At 40.4% G+C, this 17,012-nt stretch carries 18 protein-coding genes, 1 tRNA gene and 1 rRNA gene; 8 read left to right on the forward strand and 12 right to left on the reverse strand.

Annotated elements, in window-relative coordinates:
- Positions 1-121 precede the first annotated feature (121 nt).
- Positions 122-445, reverse strand: coding sequence for a rhodanese-like domain-containing protein (locus ACEPPX_RS03775; RefSeq protein ID WP_416622996.1), 324 nt, complete (start codon positions 443-445; stop codon positions 122-124).
- A 140-nt stretch (positions 446-585) separates the two neighbouring features.
- Here ACEPPX_RS03775 and ACEPPX_RS03780 point away from each other — a divergent pair, with 140 nt between their 5' ends.
- A complete protein-coding gene (locus ACEPPX_RS03780) occupies positions 586-789 on the forward strand; it encodes a hypothetical protein (RefSeq protein ID WP_047761866.1) in 204 nt (67 codons plus the stop codon).
- Between the two features lie 101 nt (positions 790-890).
- Here ACEPPX_RS03780 and ACEPPX_RS03785 read toward each other — a convergent pair whose 3' ends face one another.
- The gene (locus ACEPPX_RS03785; protein WP_416622997.1) at positions 891-2,330 is read right to left on the reverse strand and encodes a phospholipase D-like domain-containing protein; all 1,440 of its coding nucleotides are present in this window, start codon (positions 2,328-2,330) and stop codon (positions 891-893) included.
- Positions 2,331-2,587: 257 nt separating this feature from the next.
- Between ACEPPX_RS03785 and trpA the strand changes: the two genes are divergently transcribed.
- A complete protein-coding gene (gene trpA, locus ACEPPX_RS03790) occupies positions 2,588-3,373 on the forward strand; it encodes a tryptophan synthase subunit alpha (RefSeq protein ID WP_416622998.1) in 786 nt (261 codons plus the stop codon).
- Positions 3,374-3,451: 78 nt separating this feature from the next.
- Entirely contained in the window at positions 3,452-4,315 is an 864-nt protein-coding gene (gene accD / locus ACEPPX_RS03795) for an acetyl-CoA carboxylase, carboxyltransferase subunit beta (protein WP_047761869.1), read from the forward strand.
- Positions 4,316-4,772: 457 nt separating this feature from the next.
- Here accD and ACEPPX_RS03800 read toward each other — a convergent pair whose 3' ends face one another.
- The 3 genes from ACEPPX_RS03800 to ACEPPX_RS03810 all read right to left on the reverse strand — a co-directional run bounded on the left by ACEPPX_RS03800 (position 4,773) and on the right by ACEPPX_RS03810 (position 6,915).
- Positions 4,773-5,447 (reverse strand): hypothetical protein, encoded by a 675-nt coding sequence (locus ACEPPX_RS03800; protein ID WP_047761870.1) that lies wholly within the window; start codon positions 5,445-5,447, stop codon positions 4,773-4,775.
- 300 nt (positions 5,448-5,747) lie between these two features.
- The gene (gene erpA / locus ACEPPX_RS03805) at positions 5,748-6,086 is read right to left on the reverse strand and encodes an iron-sulfur cluster insertion protein ErpA (RefSeq protein WP_416622999.1); all 339 of its coding nucleotides are present in this window, start codon (positions 6,084-6,086) and stop codon (positions 5,748-5,750) included.
- 142 nt (positions 6,087-6,228) lie between these two features.
- Positions 6,229-6,915, reverse strand: coding sequence for a S24 family peptidase (locus ACEPPX_RS03810; RefSeq protein ID WP_416623000.1), 687 nt, complete (start codon positions 6,913-6,915; stop codon positions 6,229-6,231).
- Positions 6,916-7,284: 369 nt separating this feature from the next.
- On the opposite strand from ACEPPX_RS03810, the gene ACEPPX_RS03815 reads away from it, so the two are divergent.
- Positions 7,285-7,410 carry a hypothetical protein gene (locus ACEPPX_RS03815; RefSeq protein ID WP_416623001.1) on the forward strand — a complete coding sequence of 42 codons (126 nt, stop codon included), beginning with the start codon at positions 7,285-7,287 and terminating at the stop codon, positions 7,408-7,410.
- A 151-nt stretch (positions 7,411-7,561) separates the two neighbouring features.
- Here ACEPPX_RS03815 and argC read toward each other — a convergent pair whose 3' ends face one another.
- The 4 genes from argC to ACEPPX_RS03835 form a co-directional block, all read right to left on the reverse strand.
- Positions 7,562-8,605 (reverse strand): N-acetyl-gamma-glutamyl-phosphate reductase, encoded by a 1,044-nt coding sequence (gene argC, locus ACEPPX_RS03820; protein WP_416623002.1) that lies wholly within the window; start codon positions 8,603-8,605, stop codon positions 7,562-7,564.
- Positions 8,606-8,722: 117 nt separating this feature from the next.
- On the reverse strand, positions 8,723-10,591 hold the full coding sequence (locus ACEPPX_RS03825) for a potassium transporter Kup (protein WP_416623003.1): 1,869 nt from the start codon (positions 10,589-10,591) through the stop codon (positions 8,723-8,725).
- Positions 10,592-10,715: 124 nt separating this feature from the next.
- Entirely contained in the window at positions 10,716-11,873 is a 1,158-nt protein-coding gene (locus tag ACEPPX_RS03830; RefSeq protein ID WP_416623004.1) for an NnrS family protein, read from the reverse strand.
- Positions 11,874-11,972: 99 nt separating this feature from the next.
- Positions 11,973-12,356 carry a hypothetical protein gene (locus tag ACEPPX_RS03835; protein ID WP_075968096.1) on the reverse strand — a complete coding sequence of 128 codons (384 nt, stop codon included), beginning with the start codon at positions 12,354-12,356 and terminating at the stop codon, positions 11,973-11,975.
- Positions 12,357-12,556: 200 nt separating this feature from the next.
- On the opposite strand from ACEPPX_RS03835, the gene ACEPPX_RS03840 reads away from it, so the two are divergent.
- Positions 12,557-12,985 carry an RrF2 family transcriptional regulator gene (locus ACEPPX_RS03840; protein ID WP_047761877.1) on the forward strand — a complete coding sequence of 143 codons (429 nt, stop codon included), beginning with the start codon at positions 12,557-12,559 and terminating at the stop codon, positions 12,983-12,985.
- Between the two features lie 149 nt (positions 12,986-13,134).
- On the opposite strand, the gene ACEPPX_RS03845 is transcribed toward ACEPPX_RS03840, so the two are convergent.
- Together ACEPPX_RS03845 and ACEPPX_RS03850 are read right to left on the reverse strand one after the other, a co-directional pair.
- A tRNA-Arg gene (locus tag ACEPPX_RS03845) sits at positions 13,135-13,209 on the reverse strand.
- 43 nt (positions 13,210-13,252) lie between these two features.
- Positions 13,253-14,224 (reverse strand): polyprenyl synthetase family protein, encoded by a 972-nt coding sequence (locus tag ACEPPX_RS03850; protein WP_047761878.1) that lies wholly within the window; start codon positions 14,222-14,224, stop codon positions 13,253-13,255.
- A gap of 269 nt (positions 14,225-14,493) precedes the next feature.
- On the opposite strand from ACEPPX_RS03850, the gene rplU reads away from it, so the two are divergent.
- Together rplU and rpmA are read left to right on the forward strand one after the other, a co-directional pair.
- Positions 14,494-14,802, forward strand: a complete 309-nt coding sequence (gene rplU / locus ACEPPX_RS03855) for a 50S ribosomal protein L21 (RefSeq protein ID WP_152667084.1) — start codon at positions 14,494-14,496, stop codon at positions 14,800-14,802.
- Between the two features lie 26 nt (positions 14,803-14,828).
- Positions 14,829-15,101 carry a 50S ribosomal protein L27 gene (gene rpmA, locus ACEPPX_RS03860; RefSeq protein ID WP_416623005.1) on the forward strand — a complete coding sequence of 91 codons (273 nt, stop codon included), beginning with the start codon at positions 14,829-14,831 and terminating at the stop codon, positions 15,099-15,101.
- A gap of 117 nt (positions 15,102-15,218) precedes the next feature.
- On the opposite strand, the gene thrB is transcribed toward rpmA, so the two are convergent.
- Positions 15,219-16,154: a homoserine kinase gene (gene thrB / locus ACEPPX_RS03865; RefSeq protein WP_416623006.1), complete on the reverse strand. Its 936-nt coding sequence runs from the start codon at positions 16,152-16,154 to the stop codon at positions 15,219-15,221.
- Between the two features lie 746 nt (positions 16,155-16,900).
- On the opposite strand from thrB, the gene ACEPPX_RS03870 reads away from it, so the two are divergent.
- Positions 16,901-17,012, forward strand: a 16S ribosomal RNA gene (locus ACEPPX_RS03870); the annotation flags it as partial.

Consider the following 17,012-nt stretch of genomic DNA (forward strand, 5'->3'; position numbering starts at 1 on the left):
TAGTTGGACTTTTGATTGGCATTTAGATCTACTTCTTTATCAGCGCTAGGATTAGCCGGGTTTCAGACGGCCTGAAAGTACTTTGGGGAGTGGAAAGGGAGGGTCGTCTGAATGTGTTTGATTAATAACGAGGGGTAGTCGGATCAACCTGTTGAGACCATGCATCTATTCCGCCTTGCAGGTTGTATAGTGATTCGAATCCTGCCTCGGCAAGATACATAGCGCTATAAAGGCTTCTCATGCCGTGGTGACAGTAAACTACGATAGGAAGCCCGTCAGGTAATTCGTTTTGGCGTAGGGGAAGCATATTCATCGGGATATGCGTGTGGCCGGGTAGGGCGCAGAAAGCGACTTCTTCGTCTTCACGCACATCCAGCAGAATGATTTTTCGGCCGTCATCAAGCCATTGTTTAAGTTCTGTCGGAGAGAGTTGGGGAATGCTCATGATGATGTGTTCCGAAAATGTAGAGGTTTTACTGTATGCTGTCGGCTAATTTATTTTGATTAATATTTGAATTATCCGGCATCAAAAATATGTTTGGATAAATTTTAAAACTGATACGGTAAAACTTCTAGCCTAATGAAATGATGCCGTCTGAAAAACTTTCAGACGGCATCATTTCATTATTTCGGCATTTTGTCGAATTTTGGCGTGAGCAAATGCTCATAGCTGAAAAATTGATGCAGTTTTGCTTCAATGTGGGGATTGTTTTGTATGTAGTATATGCCGCCGACAAGAAGAGCCGCCGTTATGATAACGCTAATACGCATATTGCCTTCCTTTCCTGACTTTACCGTTTGTTTTATTAATTATTTTTTATTTTGGTAATAGCTTAAGCGAAAGAAGGGCAATTGCGTATCAAGATAATTCAAGCGGCATTTTTTTGTGCTCAGCGGTGTTTGTTTTGTTTGAATTTCCGTAATTGTTTGATTGCATGTAGTGCAGTACCGCTGCCTCCGATAATAAGTAACAGCAGCAGCGGCCAAATAATGATTTGCGGTATGAAATATATTGTAACCGCCAGTAGGAGGATGGTAATACCGATGGTAAGAAAGGCCCATGCTTCTGATTCGTCTACTAATCGGGTGCCGGAAAAGCCGATATCAAACGCATGGCTGAGCTGTATGGCCTGGCGCATAACGGCTTTTGTGCGGCCCCGCTGCATGAGTTTGAATTTTTTACGCCGTGCTTCTTTAAATTCGGTATGTGCTCCTTCATTAAGGATAACTTCTGTTGCATGGTTGAGATCGTTTAAGAAAATGCGTTCTAGTAAATAAACCGTAGAAGAATCTTCTATCGATATATCCAGCTCGCGGTTTACATACCAGCTAGACATATTCAAATTGGTGCTACCCACACGTGCCCATTGACCGTCAATTAAGGCACATTTCGCATGAATCATCGTGCCGTTCCATTCGAATACGCGTACACCCGCTTCGAGCAATGGCCGGTATTGTGTGCGTGATACAGTGCCTATCCATTTGATATCAGATGTCCGTGGGACCAAAATGCGTACATCAACTCCGGCCTTGGCCGCGTTAATTAAAGTCTGTACGTACATTCGTGTCGGCATAAAATATGCATCGGTAATCCATAGGTTTTGGCTGGACAGCCCGATAACATTTAAATCGAAACGTAGGGTATTGATATTTTCAGGAGTGGTTGCCAAAACACGCGCACGTACACTACCGGCAGGAGGGGTATCTTCGCGGGCATAGCGCTTAAGCTTCAGAGGTGTGCCGCCGGCAGCGATAAGGGTATCTTCGAATGCATCCAATATATCTTGCACAATGGGGCCTTCGAGCCTGAGGCCAGTGTCTCGCCAAGCTTCTATCCCTTTTTCTGGTTTGCCTTTCCAAGCATTTGAAATACATAGGCCACTAACGAATGCAATTTGTTCATCAATTATGATGGATTTGCGATGATTTCTCGAGAAAATGCCGACACCGCTAGTCCATTTGGGAGGGTTATAGGAGCGGATTTCGGCTCCAGCTGCCTTCAGCGGTTTGAAAAAACCTCGAAGGTGGGCATTCAAGCTTCCCAGCCAGTCATATACCAAGGCTACATGTATACCTTCTGCAAGCTTAGTTAGCAAAATATCACGTAGGCGTTTACCGAAACTATCTGGGGCAAAGATATACATTTCAATACAAATGGATTCTTTAGCTTCCAGCAGTGCCGCCTCCCATTCGGTAAAATTTTCAGAGCAATTAAGCAATACTTTGATACGATTACCATAACGAGGAGGTAAGCCTGATGCACGAAGCATCATTTGTTCGGTGAGTTCGCCGGAGGTTCCGACAATCGGGATTGCAGAATGAATATCCATAGATGGTTGGGGGATGAAGAACCGGTTTAAAGATAGTTTGCATATCATATATGGAATGATGAAGGACCAAACCAATCATTAAGCTGGTAACATAGAATGTTGTATGTTAAGTATTAAATTATAGGAAATAGGTCAAACGGCTTTTTACCTTCTTAAAATTATCATTCAGGCGCTTTGAAAGCAATGCTATACTAGTACGCTTGTAAAAGTGGCGGCAGAAATTGTTGCAGGCCATCTGAATAATAAAGAGCATACCGATGAGCAGAATACAGTCTACCTTCAAAGTCCTAAATGGTTCCAAAGCACTTATCCCTTATATAACCGTGGGCGACCCGGATAGTTCCACCACTTTACAATTAATGCATAGCATGGTGGCAAACGGTGCCGATATTATTGAATTGGGCGTGCCTTTTTCTGATCCTATGGCAGACGGACCGGTTATACAACGTGCGGCAGAACGTGCTTTAGCCAATGGAATATCGTTGAAAACTGTATTGGAAATAGTAGGCGAATTTCGCCGTTCTAATCAAGAAACTCCGATTGTATTGATGGGCTATCTCAACCCGATACACAAAATGGGTTATGAGGTTTTTGCACAAGCTGCGGCAGAAGTGGGAGTAGATGGCGTATTGACTGTTGATTCGCCGGTGGAAACTATAGGCCCTTTACATGGGGCCTTGAAGCGAAATGGGATAGACAGTATTTTTTTAATTGCACCTACAACGACAGAGGCGCGCATTCAAACAATTGCTGAGTTGGCAAGTGGCTTTATTTACTATGTATCTCTTAAAGGCGTAACAGGTTCGGCACAGTTGGATACTGAAGCCGTTTCGCGTAAAATTGAGCTTTTACGTAAATATACAACACTACCTATCGGTGTGGGATTCGGCATCAATAACGCCGACAGTGCGTACAAAATCAGTATTGTTGCTGATGCCGTTATCGTGGGCAGCCGTATTGTAAAAGAAATAGAAGATCATGCAGGCAGTGAAGCGGAAGCTGTCGGCAGATTGGTAAATGAATTAAAAAATGCTATCCGTTGATTCTCACGGAATTACCAGAAATAAAATACACCGTCTGTGATTTTTCAGACGGCTAAAACTCAAATTAAGGAGCAATCCATGAGCTGGTTAGATAAAATTCTGCCTCCTAAAATTAAGAGAGAGGATAAAAGCACCTCTGTAGTGCCGGAAGGACTATGGAGCAAATGTCCTTCTTGTTCGGCTACGCTTTACTCTACTGATTTGCAACAAAATGCCCAAGTATGCCCAAAATGTGGGCACCACAATGCATTAAATGCCAGAGAGCGGTTAAATTTGCTGTTGGATGAAAATGGCCGTGAAGAAATCGGTTCTAATGTAAAACCGGTAGACATGCTTAAATTTAAAGACAGCAAAAAATACCCAGACCGCCTTTCGGCAGCACGTAAATTAACCGGTGAAGAAGATGCATTGGTTGTTATGAAAGGTACTATGAATGGCTTGCCTGTGGTTGTGGCGGCATTTGAGTTCCGTTTTATTGGTGGGTCAATGGGTTCTGTTGTCGGAGAGCGTTTTGTACAAGGTGTGCGTCGTGCTGTTGCTGATAACTGTAGTTTCATTTGTGTGGCGGCATCAGGCGGAGCCCGTATGCAGGAGGGGTTGAACTCATTAATGCAGATGACGAAAACCAGTGCATCACTGCATCTTTTGAGCGAAAAGGGCTTACCTTTTATTTCGGTATTGACTGATCCTACAATGGGAGGGGTATCTGCCAGTTTTGCTTTTTTAGGCGATATTGTATTGGCTGAGCCAAATGCTTTAATTGGTTTCGCCGGCCCTCGTGTGATTGAGCAAACAGTACGTGAGACCCTTCCTGAAGGCTTTCAGCGGGCTGAGTTTCTATTGGAAAAAGGTGCGATAGACCAAATTGTCGATCGTCGTGAAATGAAGCAGCGTATCTGCAATCTGATTACGTTATTGCGTCGTCGGGATAAGGTAGAGTAAAAATATTTTTTAGTAAAATTTATTTGATTTAAATAGGATTGCCCTATTTGTGTCATAAGCTGCGTTATTATGAGATTGAATTTTCAAAATCCAAATAACGCAGCTTATTTATATTTTAAAAATTAATTTTTAACTAGTAGAAAAAAATTAGAGCTTCTATCTTAAAATATTGTAAGTATCATTTTGAGATAAATATTTGATATTTAATGTTAAATATTTTTAAATCAAGTTTTATGTTAAGAATTTGGTGAATGATGAGATAGAGTGATAGTTAGAAGGTGAATAGTATTTTTCTCTCTTGTAGGATTGAGCAATAGTGATTCTGGAGAAAATTATTTAGAATAGGGGCTTATGAATATATCTAATATAACAACGAAAATGATTAAGAGAACTTTGGAGGGTATCTAAAGATTTAATTTCTATATAATTTGATACCGTCTCAATAACATAAGAGAGGTTATAAAATTTTTGCAATAATATACCCTACACCAATCAGCAAAATTGCTAAAAGGCAGCCTAATATAATAATTAAATTTGAATTTTTATGTGAGGATTTTAATTGCGATAGTTTTTTATCATCTAATTCTTGACGTAATTTCTTTTCTAATTCTGCACGAATCTGTTTTCTAAGACGGGCTTCTTCTTCTTGTTTTTGTTGTTCTAATTTATAAGCAATTTCTTGTTGCTTCAGTGACTCGAAGGCGATACGCTCTTGCCATTCGATACGTTTATGTTGAATAGTGCTTTCTGAGGCTGTTTTCAATAGCAGACTGCATGTTGGGCATTCGTCAGTATGTTCAATATTTTCAATTAAAGTATGGCAAACCGGGCAATCAATACGTGTTTCATTACCAATAGTATGCAGCTCTTCAGTGTGGTTCTGTTCTAATTCTAGGGATTGCCGAGTGATAACATCCAAGCCCAAGTAACTAAAATATTGTTGAGCATTTTCCCATTCGTCACGAGTACACCATTCGGCAATAATGACTTGCTTTTTCTCTGCAAGGCCTTTGATAAGTTCTTCTGCTTCAGAATCCGAAAGGTTGTCTCGGATACAAGCATTGATTTTATTTTGATCTATATTTGGGGGATAAGAAACATAGACATCATAAAGAGGCTGTTGCTTATTCATTTTGATTTAATTTCGTTAAGCAGATAAAAGGGAAAGTGTGTGTATGCTATAGGTTCTTAATAGTATCACATTAGTTTAAATTAGAGTATTATAAAGCACGGCAGTTAATTTAAATTAGATATTAGTGGCTAATTTTTAAGATAAACGGTATTTTATTTAAATAATTTTAGAAAGCTACTGCTTGCTGATAGTTGGGTGATTCTTGCAGCAATTATAAGATAAACATTTAAACTTATGAAGTAATAAGGAGCCTTTTAAGAGGCCCCTCTATGGATACAAATGATGTCGGTTAATTTTAATCTAAACGGAAAAAGATGACCCGCATCCGCATATAGTGGTTGCATTTGGATTTCGGATCACAAATTGAGAACCTTGAAGACTTTCGGTGTAATCAATTTCAGCACCGATCAAATACTGGTAACTCATAGGATCAACTAAGAAAGTAAGGCCATTTTTAGTTATTTCGAAATCATCTTCATTTTTGATTTCGTCAAATGTGAATCCGTATTGGAAGCCTGAACAACCACCTCCATTTACAAAAACCCGTAATTTTAGGTCTGGGTTATTTTCTTCTGCGATAAGGTCTGCTACTTTGTTACAGCAGCTGTCTGTAAAGGTAATCGGATTTTCTTCAGACATGATGTGATTCCTCGTTGATTAAGTGGTGTATTCTCAGTTTGAGAAATATTTCGTTGCTGATTGATAAATAGGGTTCTGTATGGATGTTTCAAGTTTATTTTTGGAAATTTACATACGGCATATGTAACTTACTAGGCAAGCCTCAAATATTGCGGCCAAACCATTCTACCCGCCCGATAATGGCAATTTCATCATTTATCTGACTCAAATGTATTTCAAAAGTTGGGTAGGCATCATTTGCAGATATGACGTTAATGATACCACCCGGCATAAGCTGTAGGCGTTTTACAAGAAGGTTTTCATTAATTCTTAATACATATAAGCCGTCGCGGGGTATGGTTTCCGAGTGGTTGATGAGAATCGAGTCCCCGTCATTCAGAACTCCTTCCATGGAATCCCCTTTGACTGAGATAACGGATAGATTTTTAATATCACGGGTAATATAGTTTTCTATCCAGTAGCGTCTGAATGCCATAGAAAATTCAGGCTTTTCATTACCTACCAGTTGTCCGTGTCCTGCAGCAGCTTGGATATTATACCTTGGCACAAAGATAAATTCATCCATATCTACTGGATTGCCCAATGTATCATATGCGATTGCTGTACTGGTTCGTTTGTTTGGGAAAGGCTCTCCTTCCCCCGTAAGAAGCCAGTCAATACTACAACCTTTAAGTTGTTTGATTTTTTTTAATGTTTCTGCCTTGGGAAGTCCCCCTTCATTCCAAATGCGGCTAAAGCCTGCAATTGTCATATCTATATCTGCGGCGATTTTTGCTTGTTTGGCTTCATCTTGCCAGAGATATGCCAATCGTTCTTTAAAAGAGTTCATGTTGTAAGCTTTCTAGTACAGAGAAGTGGTAGAGAGCTTTATATCTCTAACCATGGCTTCGATTTAAAATAAGTTTCAATTATGTAAATATTAATTTATTTTTTATTATAATTCAAGATTATTGTTTAGTTTTTATTTAAAAAAAGATAAAAAAAGTTGAAATTTTAGTTTTTTCTTACTATTATTAAGAAAAATTAAAGTTTTGGGAGGGTCATGGTGAAAGTAAGAAAGTTGCGTATGTTGGTTTTTGTTGTTTTTCTTTCCCTGGTTTTTATGGGATTTTTTGCAGGGAACTCAACAGCCCAATCGGCAGAGGTGTCCTTTTCGGATTTACGCTGTGAAACGCTAAATAATTTAGCTTGGCACGTTATGAGTCACAAGCAGGTGGTTTATGCTCGGCAATGTGATGTTTTGGATGCGGCTCGTCAGTGGGAAGTATATTATGGAAATCTAGATGAAGAGGGTATGGCTGCTGCAGTAGTTCACGAGCCTTAAACTTTGAATTGGTGTGTCGCATTAGGCTTAGGCCGTCTGAAATTCAGACGGCCTAAGTTTATCAGATGTGAATTAAGGCTAATAGACTGATATACAGGCTTTTTAATAAGTATCTTAGTATTTATTTTGGTATAGGGAAATTCGGTTGAGTTTATGGCAATAAAGGCGGCAGGTCCAAGCCAAAGGTTTCTGGAAAGTTAAACATGATGTTCATATTTTGTATGGCTTGGCCTGCTGCTCCTTTGACCAAGTTATCAATGACAGACAGGATGATCCATAGATCACTTTCGGGAGCTTTTTGAATGCTAATACGGCATACGTTGGCTCCTCGAACTGTGCGTGTTTCGGGGCTGCTACCTGGCGGCATAATATCAATGAATGGGCTGTTGTGATAAAAATCACATAATATCGAATAAGGATCGACATCATCATTTAAGTAGATATATTGGGTAGCCTGCATACCTCTAATTAATGGTGTGAGATGAGGAACAAATACAAAGCCTTTTTCTGCTCCGTTTTGCAGGGTGCTGATAGTTTGTTTTATTTCCGGTAGGTGGCGATGGCCAGTAACGCCATAGGCTTTGAAATTATCTGCTGCTTCACAGAATAAAGTACCGATGCTTGCTTTACGGCCTGCTCCTGATACGCCTGACTTACAATCTGCAATTAAAGGCATATCTGTATTGATCAGGTGGTTTTTCAGTAGAGGAATCAAGGGGAGTGAAACACAGGTAGGATAGCAGCCCGGATTGGCAACTAGCCGGGCATGTTGGATTTGCTCGCGATTAAGTTCGCATAAGCCGTAAACAGCTTCTTTTAGCGTATCAGCTGCGGTGAAGGGCATTCCGTACCATTGTTCCCATGTGGGGATATCTTTTAGCCTAAAGTCAGCTGATAAATCAATTACTTTTACTCCTCGCTCTAGTAGTGCAGGGGCATCTCGCATAGCTACGCCATGGGGTGTGGCGAAGAAAACCACGTTGCATTGTTCTAAAGATGCCTCTTCTGGTAAAAGAAATTTTAGATCGTAGGTTCCGCGTAGGCTGGGGAAGTAGTCAGAAATCGCTATCCCGGCTTCACTGCGGCTGGTTACGGCTGTTACTTCGGCTTTGGGATGAGAGGCAAGTAGGCGGAGTAACTCAACTCCTGTATAGCCGGTAGCGCCTACAATACCTATTTTAATATGGTTGGCCATGAGAATACTCCTGCTTGTTTAGAATCGTATAGCTGCAATTATGGTGTAGTGTAAGTGTATTGTAGTTGTTTGAAAAGGTTGATAGCCAAGCTGTGAGGCTTGGCTATCATTTTTAATTTATAAGGTGACTTGTGAACCCATTTCTACAACTCGATTACTTGGAATCCGATAATAGTCGGTGGGAGGGGTGCTGTTTTTGTACAGCCATTTAAAAAAGCGCGTACGTAGCCTGCCCATACCTTTAGGTGGCGTATGGCTACTAGTGCGTATACTGTCTCGAGACAGAAAAAAAGAAGTTTCCATTATTTCCAGCGTAATTCCTTTTTTTTGGGCAAGCCGGATAATTTGGTTGACCCGGGGGGTTTCCTGAAAACCGTAATGTGCAATAATTCGGGTAAATCTAGTATTTAGTTTTTCAATAGAGATTCGCTCTGTTTCGGGAACCTTGGGGACATCTTGGGTTTGTATGGTTAGGAGAATATTATTTTCGTGTAATACTTTGTTGTGTTTCAAATTGTGCAACAAGGCTTTGGGTACTATGAAGGGATTGCTAACCATAAATACGGCATTGCCCGGAACAGTTTGAGGTGGGTAATCATCCAAGTTGTCAATAAAGGAGGATAAATCCAACTCGTGTTCGGCAGAGGTTTTATTAAGAAGGTCCCGACCGCGACGCCAAGTACTGAAAATAAATACTAAAATAATGGCAATCATCACGGGAAACCAGCCGCCGGTAGGTATTTTTAGTAGATTAGATGAGAAAAATGCCAAATCGAAACATAAGAAAATTGCTGTTAGGCCGAACGCGGCAAGCTTGGGCCAACGCCATTTTTTGATCATGACAATACAGAACATTAACGTGGTCAGTACCATGGTTCCGGTAGCGGCTATGCCGTAAGCGGAGGCAAGGTTAGTAGAGTTCTTAAATCCGAGTACGACTAAGATAACTACGCCTAGGAGCATCCAATTGATAGAGGGAATGTATATTTGGCCAATCTCCGTTTCACTGGTGTGATTGATTTGCATGCGAGGAGTAAAGCCAAGTTGGATTGCTTGCCGGGTAAGCGAGTATGCACCGGATATCACGGCTTGGCTGGCAATAATAGTTGCTAAAGTGGCTAGGATAATCAAAGGAACCAGCCCCCATTCCGGTACGCTTAAGAAAAAAGGATTTTGAATGGCTTCCGGTTTACGAAGCAGCAGTGCTCCTTGGCCTATATAGTTAAGTGCTAAAGCAGGTAAAACCATTGCAATCCAAGCCGTCTGAATCGGGCGGCGTCCGAAATGCCCCATGTCGGCATATAAGGCTTCGGCACCAGTAACGGCTAAAACTACTGCTCCTAAGCTGACAAATCCGCCCCAACCGTGGTGAGTAGCAAAATATAAGCCGTAATAAGGGTTTAGAGCGCGTAATACTGAAGTATTTTGTGTGATTTGATATAGGCCGATTAGAGCGAGGCAGGAAAACCAAAGCAGCATAATCGGGCCAAAAAAATTGCCGATATGTTGTGTACCTTTACGCTGGATGATAAATAATGCTACTAATACTGTCAGCGCGATCGGTAATACGAAATGCTCTAACTGGGGACTTATAACAGTCAGGCCTTCGGCAGCAGATAAGACTGAAATAGCCGGAGTAATCATGGCGTCGCCAAAAAACATGGCCGTTCCGGTCAGCCCCATCATCATTACAATCCAAGCCGGCTTGCCCTGTAGAAATTGAAGGGCTTGCTGCATCAGAATGACTACCCCGCCTTCTCCTTTATTATCTGCATGCAGTATGAAGAATACATACTTAAGGGTAACAATTAAAATCAGAGCCCATATGATTAATGAGACAAAACCTAAAACACCCGTTTCTCCCACTTGCATATGTGACGCTAAAAAAGTTTCTTTAAGAGTATAAAGCGGACTGGTGCCAATATCGCCATAAACGATACCTAAAGCAGCCAAAACCATGGCGGGGGCGGAGCGATGATGTTGCATTTTATATTTGTCATATACATATTGAAAGATGATAGTGAGTGTACGCCCACACTGTGTAAAGTTAAACAATTCATGTGTGGAATGATGTTTTTTTTTAATAAGTAATTATATTAAAAAATAATTATTAGCCAGGCTTATTGTCTCCTCGAGGTGAAATAAGCCAAGGAATATATTGCCACGCATAAAGTAGCAGGGCTAGAGCGAAGAGGCAGGCTGATATCCGTATGCTATGGAAATAAGCTGTTTTATTTGTAAAAAATATTGCGAGGATGCGGACTAGGGTGGCTAGCAGCATGGCTACAAAGGAGTAGCGAGCGAGTGTGGGAGCAGGGTAAATTGCACGCCCAGTATGTCCAAGTGCTGTACGTGCCATCATGCCGATGGTAAGTAAACCAATCCCGCCGACACCAATTAGGTGTATACCTAAGCTTAAATATGCCGGCAACCATTGTGCTGTCGCGATAACTATTAATCCTAGTGCAGCAAAGAGATAACCGGCAAATAAAACTAGCAGCATAGGTTCATGCCATACTTTTTTATGCCACCAGCGGAAAGTTTGGATAAGATTGATAAGGCCTGTCAGTAGGCCCAAAATACCGAGAATCGCCGAGAATTTTCCGGTAAGTATTAGTATGGACATTATTATAGGAAGTGCTAAAACGGAGAACGTCACCCATGTAGGAGTGGGTTGGGCAGATATATTTAATCTTTTTGCAGTGAAAAAAGGAATTACCCGCATACCGATCAAGCCGATAAATCCGGCGATTATTATTAGCCCGGCAGTCAGTGCTTTTAATATAGAGGCCGTCTGAAATTGATATATATGCCAATGAAAAGCTGCATGGCTGAAGCCAAATAAAAATAATGTAAATACAGTAATATAGTTTCGATTATTATGGCTTCGGATCACAGGAAGAGCCATATATGCCGCCGCCAGCCAGAAAAATAAAGTGCCTGTGATACCGCTGAATGTTGCGTAACCCGGTAATAGTGCAAACAAGCGTGCAAATAACCATAAACATACTAAGATGACTAAAGATAGTCCCCGTACAGGAGGCTGTTGGGTCCATGTGGCTACGGCCGTCAGGAGAAATCCAACAACAATCGCTCCGGTGTAACCCCAAATCATTTCGTGGGCGTGCCAATAAAATGATGGCATTTCAGTTGTACCGGAGTAGCCGAATCCCCATAACAGTATAGAAACTATGCCGAATAAGGAAGCTGCTACATATAATGGGCGAAATGCCATTGCCCAAATAGGCTGTTTAAACAGCGTCGTCATTATGATTTCCTTGTTGTCTAAATTAAGTTTGATCTATATTCATTCGTTATAGAGGCATGAGGCTGGATTAAGGAGATAAAGTTTCAGGCAGTCTGAATGTTAATATGATTTTTCTGAAGTGCTAACACAACGTTCAATGGCGGGAAATAATTCTCTTTCTTCAAAACGGATATGATCTCGTAATGAGCTTGCAAAGCAATTATTCCAATCACTATTCGTATAATCAGGCTTTGTGAGTAGTTGACGAAGCACTGTATGGTCTTGTTCAAATCGTTGGCGAAAACTAATGGGAAGCTTTTGCCATAACGGCTTGAATTGAATTTCTTCTTGCTGGAAATGATGCAGTAAGTCTGGCCGATGTGCTTCTATTTCCTGTTGGTGATTGGATGTTGGATTACGCAGAACATGTAGACATAAGGTTAGAGTGTGATGATGTTCGCGTGAGTAGAAGATTAAGTCGGAGTGGCGATTTTGGGGTTTCATAGCAGTTAGCTTTGCTTTATTTGTTTATAAGTTTCATATATTATGAAACTTATAAACAAATAAAGCAAATGCCAAATAATTAATTTGCTGTGCTGAATGATTATTTGGCTCGCGCTGCTTGTGTTTTGAGTTATTTAGAAAATTAAATATATTTTGTTTCAATTGCTTAGATTAATGTTTATGTCAATATCGAGGTTGTTATGTATCTAACTCAGCATACAGACTATGCATTGCGTGTTTTGATTTACACAGCCATTAATAATGATGGTTTGGTAAATATAGCTACAATAGCTAATAAATATGACATTTCTAAGAGCCATTTGATGAAGGTAGTAACGGCTCTGGTAAAAGGAGGATTTTTAGAAAGTGTGAGGGGGAAAGGAGGGGGGTTACGTTTGGCCAGGCCCGCTGAAAAAATTAATGTAGGAGAGGTGGTGCGTTATATGGAACCGATGCAATTAGTGGAATGTATGGGTAAGGGAAATATGTGTTTGATTACTCCGGGATGTCGTTTAATTGATATTATCGGAGGGGGAATAAAAGCTTTTTTAAATTATTTGGATGGATTCACTTTGGCGGATTTGGTTAATAAACCAACTTATGAGATATTGTACTTTAAAGAGGAATGATTAATATGGGAAGTTGCAAAGGAAAGAAGAAGTTAGAGTGGGGCGTAGCTTGAGGAGAAGCTATATTCAAAATATTCAAAACTACTTTGGGCGTTAGGAATTTTATTTTAAGTTATTGAGTTTATTTTTAAATATATTTTCTGAATATGTGGCCTCGCCGACAGGAATCGAACCTGTATTTTACGCTTAGGAGGCATACGTTCTATCCGTTGAACTACGGCGAGGTTTTATTTTTATAAGTATTGTGCTGCGCTGTGTATCCTTATTCTAGGATACTCGGGCTAAAGATTCTTTGGCTAATTGGTGCATCGCTTGGACAGTTTCGTTATCAGGTAGAATATCCAAGCAGTTTAGCGCATTTTGTACCGCTACTTTTGCTTGTTCGGTTGCGTAAGCTAAGGCATCTGAATTAGTAATGTGTTTATGGATAATCGCAAAATAACTGCGGTCGGCATTTTCAAGTGCGTGGCGCACATCTTTTGATGCCTCTCCCCCATGCTGCATTAGATAAATTAAAGGTAAGGTAGGCTTGCCTTCTGCCAGATCATCACCGACATTTTTACCGATTTCATCGGGATTGCCGGAGTAGTCAAGAATGTCATCAATTATTTGAAATGCAGTACCTACATACATGCCGTAGTTTTTTAGTGCGGTTTCTTGTTCCAGTGTTGCTCCTGCCAAGATAGCTCCTACTTGAGCGGCTGCTTCAAATAGTTTTGCTGTCTTGTATTGTATAACCTGTAGATATTCATTTTCAGTAATCTCAGTATTACCAATATTCATCAATTGCAGCACTTCGCCTTCAGCGATAATATTAGTAGCATCCGCCATAATCTCTAAAATTCGCATATTGCCTGACTCTACCATCAGTTGAAATGCGCGAGTATATAAAAAATCACCTACCAAAACTGCAGCAGCGTTCCCGAAAAGGTTATTGGCAGTTTTTCGACCTCGACGCAAGTCACTTTCATCTACTACATCATCATGTAACAGCGTAGATGTATGGATAAACTCAACCATAGCGGCTAAAGAGTAAAGTTTTTGCTCATCATATCCTAATGCTTTACCTGCCAAAATAGTGATAATGGGGCGCAGACGTTTGCCTCCGGCACTAATGATATATGTGCCGATTTGGGAAATTAAAGCTACCTCGGATTGAACAGCTTGGTTAATGACAACATTTACTCTGGCAAGGTCATCGGGTAGGTGACGTTGGAAATAAGGCAAGTTTTCAAGCATGGGAGAACCCAGAATGGATGGAATTGTTGTATGGTAAGCTTTGTTGTATATTCAACACTGCAATAATTTAGTCAACGATTATAGCAGTAATGTTGTATATATGCATGGATTCCGTGAATATTTTAAAGTTGATGTAGGGTGTTGACTATAAGGATGGCAATGCATATGCTCAAATAAGTTTTTGACAGATTTAAGTGTATTGTTTAAAATTTATAGTTTCGTACAGGGTGTACGAAAAGATTTAACTAAAAATTCTCATGGAGTTGAGTATGTACGCGGTCGTAAAAACTGGCGGTAAACAATATAAGGTTACCGTTGGCGAAAAATTGAAAGTAGAACAGATACCAGCCGAACTCGACAGTCAAATCGAACTGAATGAAGTTTTGATGATTGCTGACGGTGAGTCTGTAAAAGTAGGTGCTCCGTTTATTGAGGGCGCTAAGGTAACTGCTAAAGTAGTTGCTCATGGTCGTGGTGAAAAAATACGCATTTTCAAAATGCGCCGCCGTAAGCATTATCAAAAGCGCCAAGGGCACCGTCAAAATTTCACCCAAATCGAAATCGTAGCAATCGCTTAATTTAATCAGTTTAGGAGTAACGTAAAATGGCAACCAAAAAAGCTGGTGGTAGCTCTAAAAATGGTCGCGATTCAGAAGCCAAGCGCTTGGGTGTGAAAGCCTACGGCAATGAATTGATTCCTGCGGGTTCTATTATTGTTCGTCAACGTGGTACACGCTTCCATGCTGGTGATAATGTAGGCATGGGTAAGGATCACACTCTTTTTGCAAAAGTAGATGGTTATGTTGAATTTGCAATTAAAGGTGCTTTGAACCGCAAAACCGTAAGCGTGCGCCCTTATACGGGTGCTGATGAATAAGTTGTTTTTTCATTAAGCTTTTTGATGTAACTAAAGCCCCGTCTTTCGGGGCTTTAGTTTATGGTTAAATATGATCTAAAATGCTTTAAATTTGGAGTCTAGTCATTGAATATATATTTATATTTGAGTTTGGTGTTGGTTGAAGCTTAGTAATAAATCCCTAAATATATTTGGGTCTTTAATAAACGTCATTTCTCCTTCTTGGGGAAAGTGAAAATCTAGAAGGCGAGATACCCAGAATCGTAAGCAGCCCGCACGTTTTGCAATTGGGTAGTATAAGCGCTCTGATTCCGTTAGTGGCCGAATTTCCTCGTACCCGCTTAGAAAGGCTTGCTCTAGACTGTTATCTAGGATGTTGTTGGAATTTCGTGCCCAGTCATTGATTGCAATGGCTATATCGTATATGAAGGTTCCGTTGCAGGCGTAATAGAAGTCAATAAATCCGGAAACTTCATCTCCTTGTAATAAGACATTATCTTTAAATAAGTCTGCATGAATAATTCCATTTGGTAGGTGTTCTGTAGGATATTTATCAATATCGGCTATTGTAGTTTTAAGCAGTATTGAATCTTCTTTGTTTAATAGAGGAAATAGTTTTTTTGAAGCCTCGTGCCACCATGATAAGTAGCGTGGGTTTTCCATATGCAGAGGAAAATCTTGTCCGGCTATATGCATTTTCGCAAGCATTTTCCCTGTATTGAAGCATTGTTGGGTGGTTGGCCAGCTCACGTCGGTTCCATTCAGACAGCTGACGATGCATGCGGGTTTGTTGGCTAGTGTTGCTTCTAGCTTATTATTTTTTTGAGGGATTGGGGTAGGGCAGGCTACACCATTTTGGCTTAAGTGTTGTTTTAGTTTTAAGAAAAATGGTAGTTCTGCTTGTGTTAGTGCTTCAAATACAGTGAGTACAAAGCGGCCTTGGCTGGTATTGATAAAATAGTTACTGTTGGTAATGCCTTGTGCAATGCCTTGTAGTGAGAGAAATTTGCCAATATTGTAAGCTTGTAAAAAATCATGCATCTCTTGGTCTGAGATGCTTGTATATACTGACATGGTCACCGCCTAAATACACGATAAGAATTGTTTTAAAGAATTAATCATACCAAAAACACATGAGTTTGGGGTTATTGTTTAAGTGTCTTAAAACGGGCCTTACTAAGAAACATATCAGTCTGCTATTGTAGCAAAGGCTTATACGAGTTGGGCCGTCTGAAAACAATTCATCTGTTAAGTTTGTTTAGATGCGTTCTATCAAGATGCACATTAAAAAATAAACGCAATGCAGTAAAGCGGCGTAGGCAAGCTTGTATCATGCGAATAAAGTTTACTAGTTGGTGTCGCGCGATTATTTGATTATTTCGGGAGTTTGCGAAATTAAGAAGATTGAATGCTGTTGTAGCGTTTGCTGTTGGATATGTACTGTTTTGTCTATTTTTAGTTATAAAAAATTCTGTTGTAAAACAGACGGGTGCAATTTTTTCTGGGGGATTTTTTGTTTTGGGGGTTGACGGGTTTTGTATGGGTTGTGTATAGTTCGGTTCTTCGCTGCTGAGGCGGTGAATAAAACTGACTGTAGATTGTACCACGGTTGGGATTTTGAGTAAACGGATTGGTTGCTTTTAGTCTTGACATATAAAATTTTGGTGGTTTATAATTTCAGTCTTGCTCTTTAACAAACAGATTACCGATAAGTGTGAGTGCCTTGGGCCTCACACTGCGACAAAAACAGACAAGATGTAGATTATCTACGCTTTGTCAGTTTCTTTGAAGCAGACCAGAAGTTAAAAAAGTTAGAGATTGAACATAAGAGTTTGATCCTGGCTCAGATTGAACGCTGGCGGCATGCTTTACACATGCAAGTCGAACGGCAGCACGAAAGAGCTTGCTCTTTTGGTGGCGAGTGGCGAACGG

The sequence above is a fragment of the Neisseria sp. S1 genome, from assembly GCF_048060015.1.
Lineage (GTDB): Bacteria > Pseudomonadota > Gammaproteobacteria > Burkholderiales > Neisseriaceae > Neisseria > Neisseria arctica.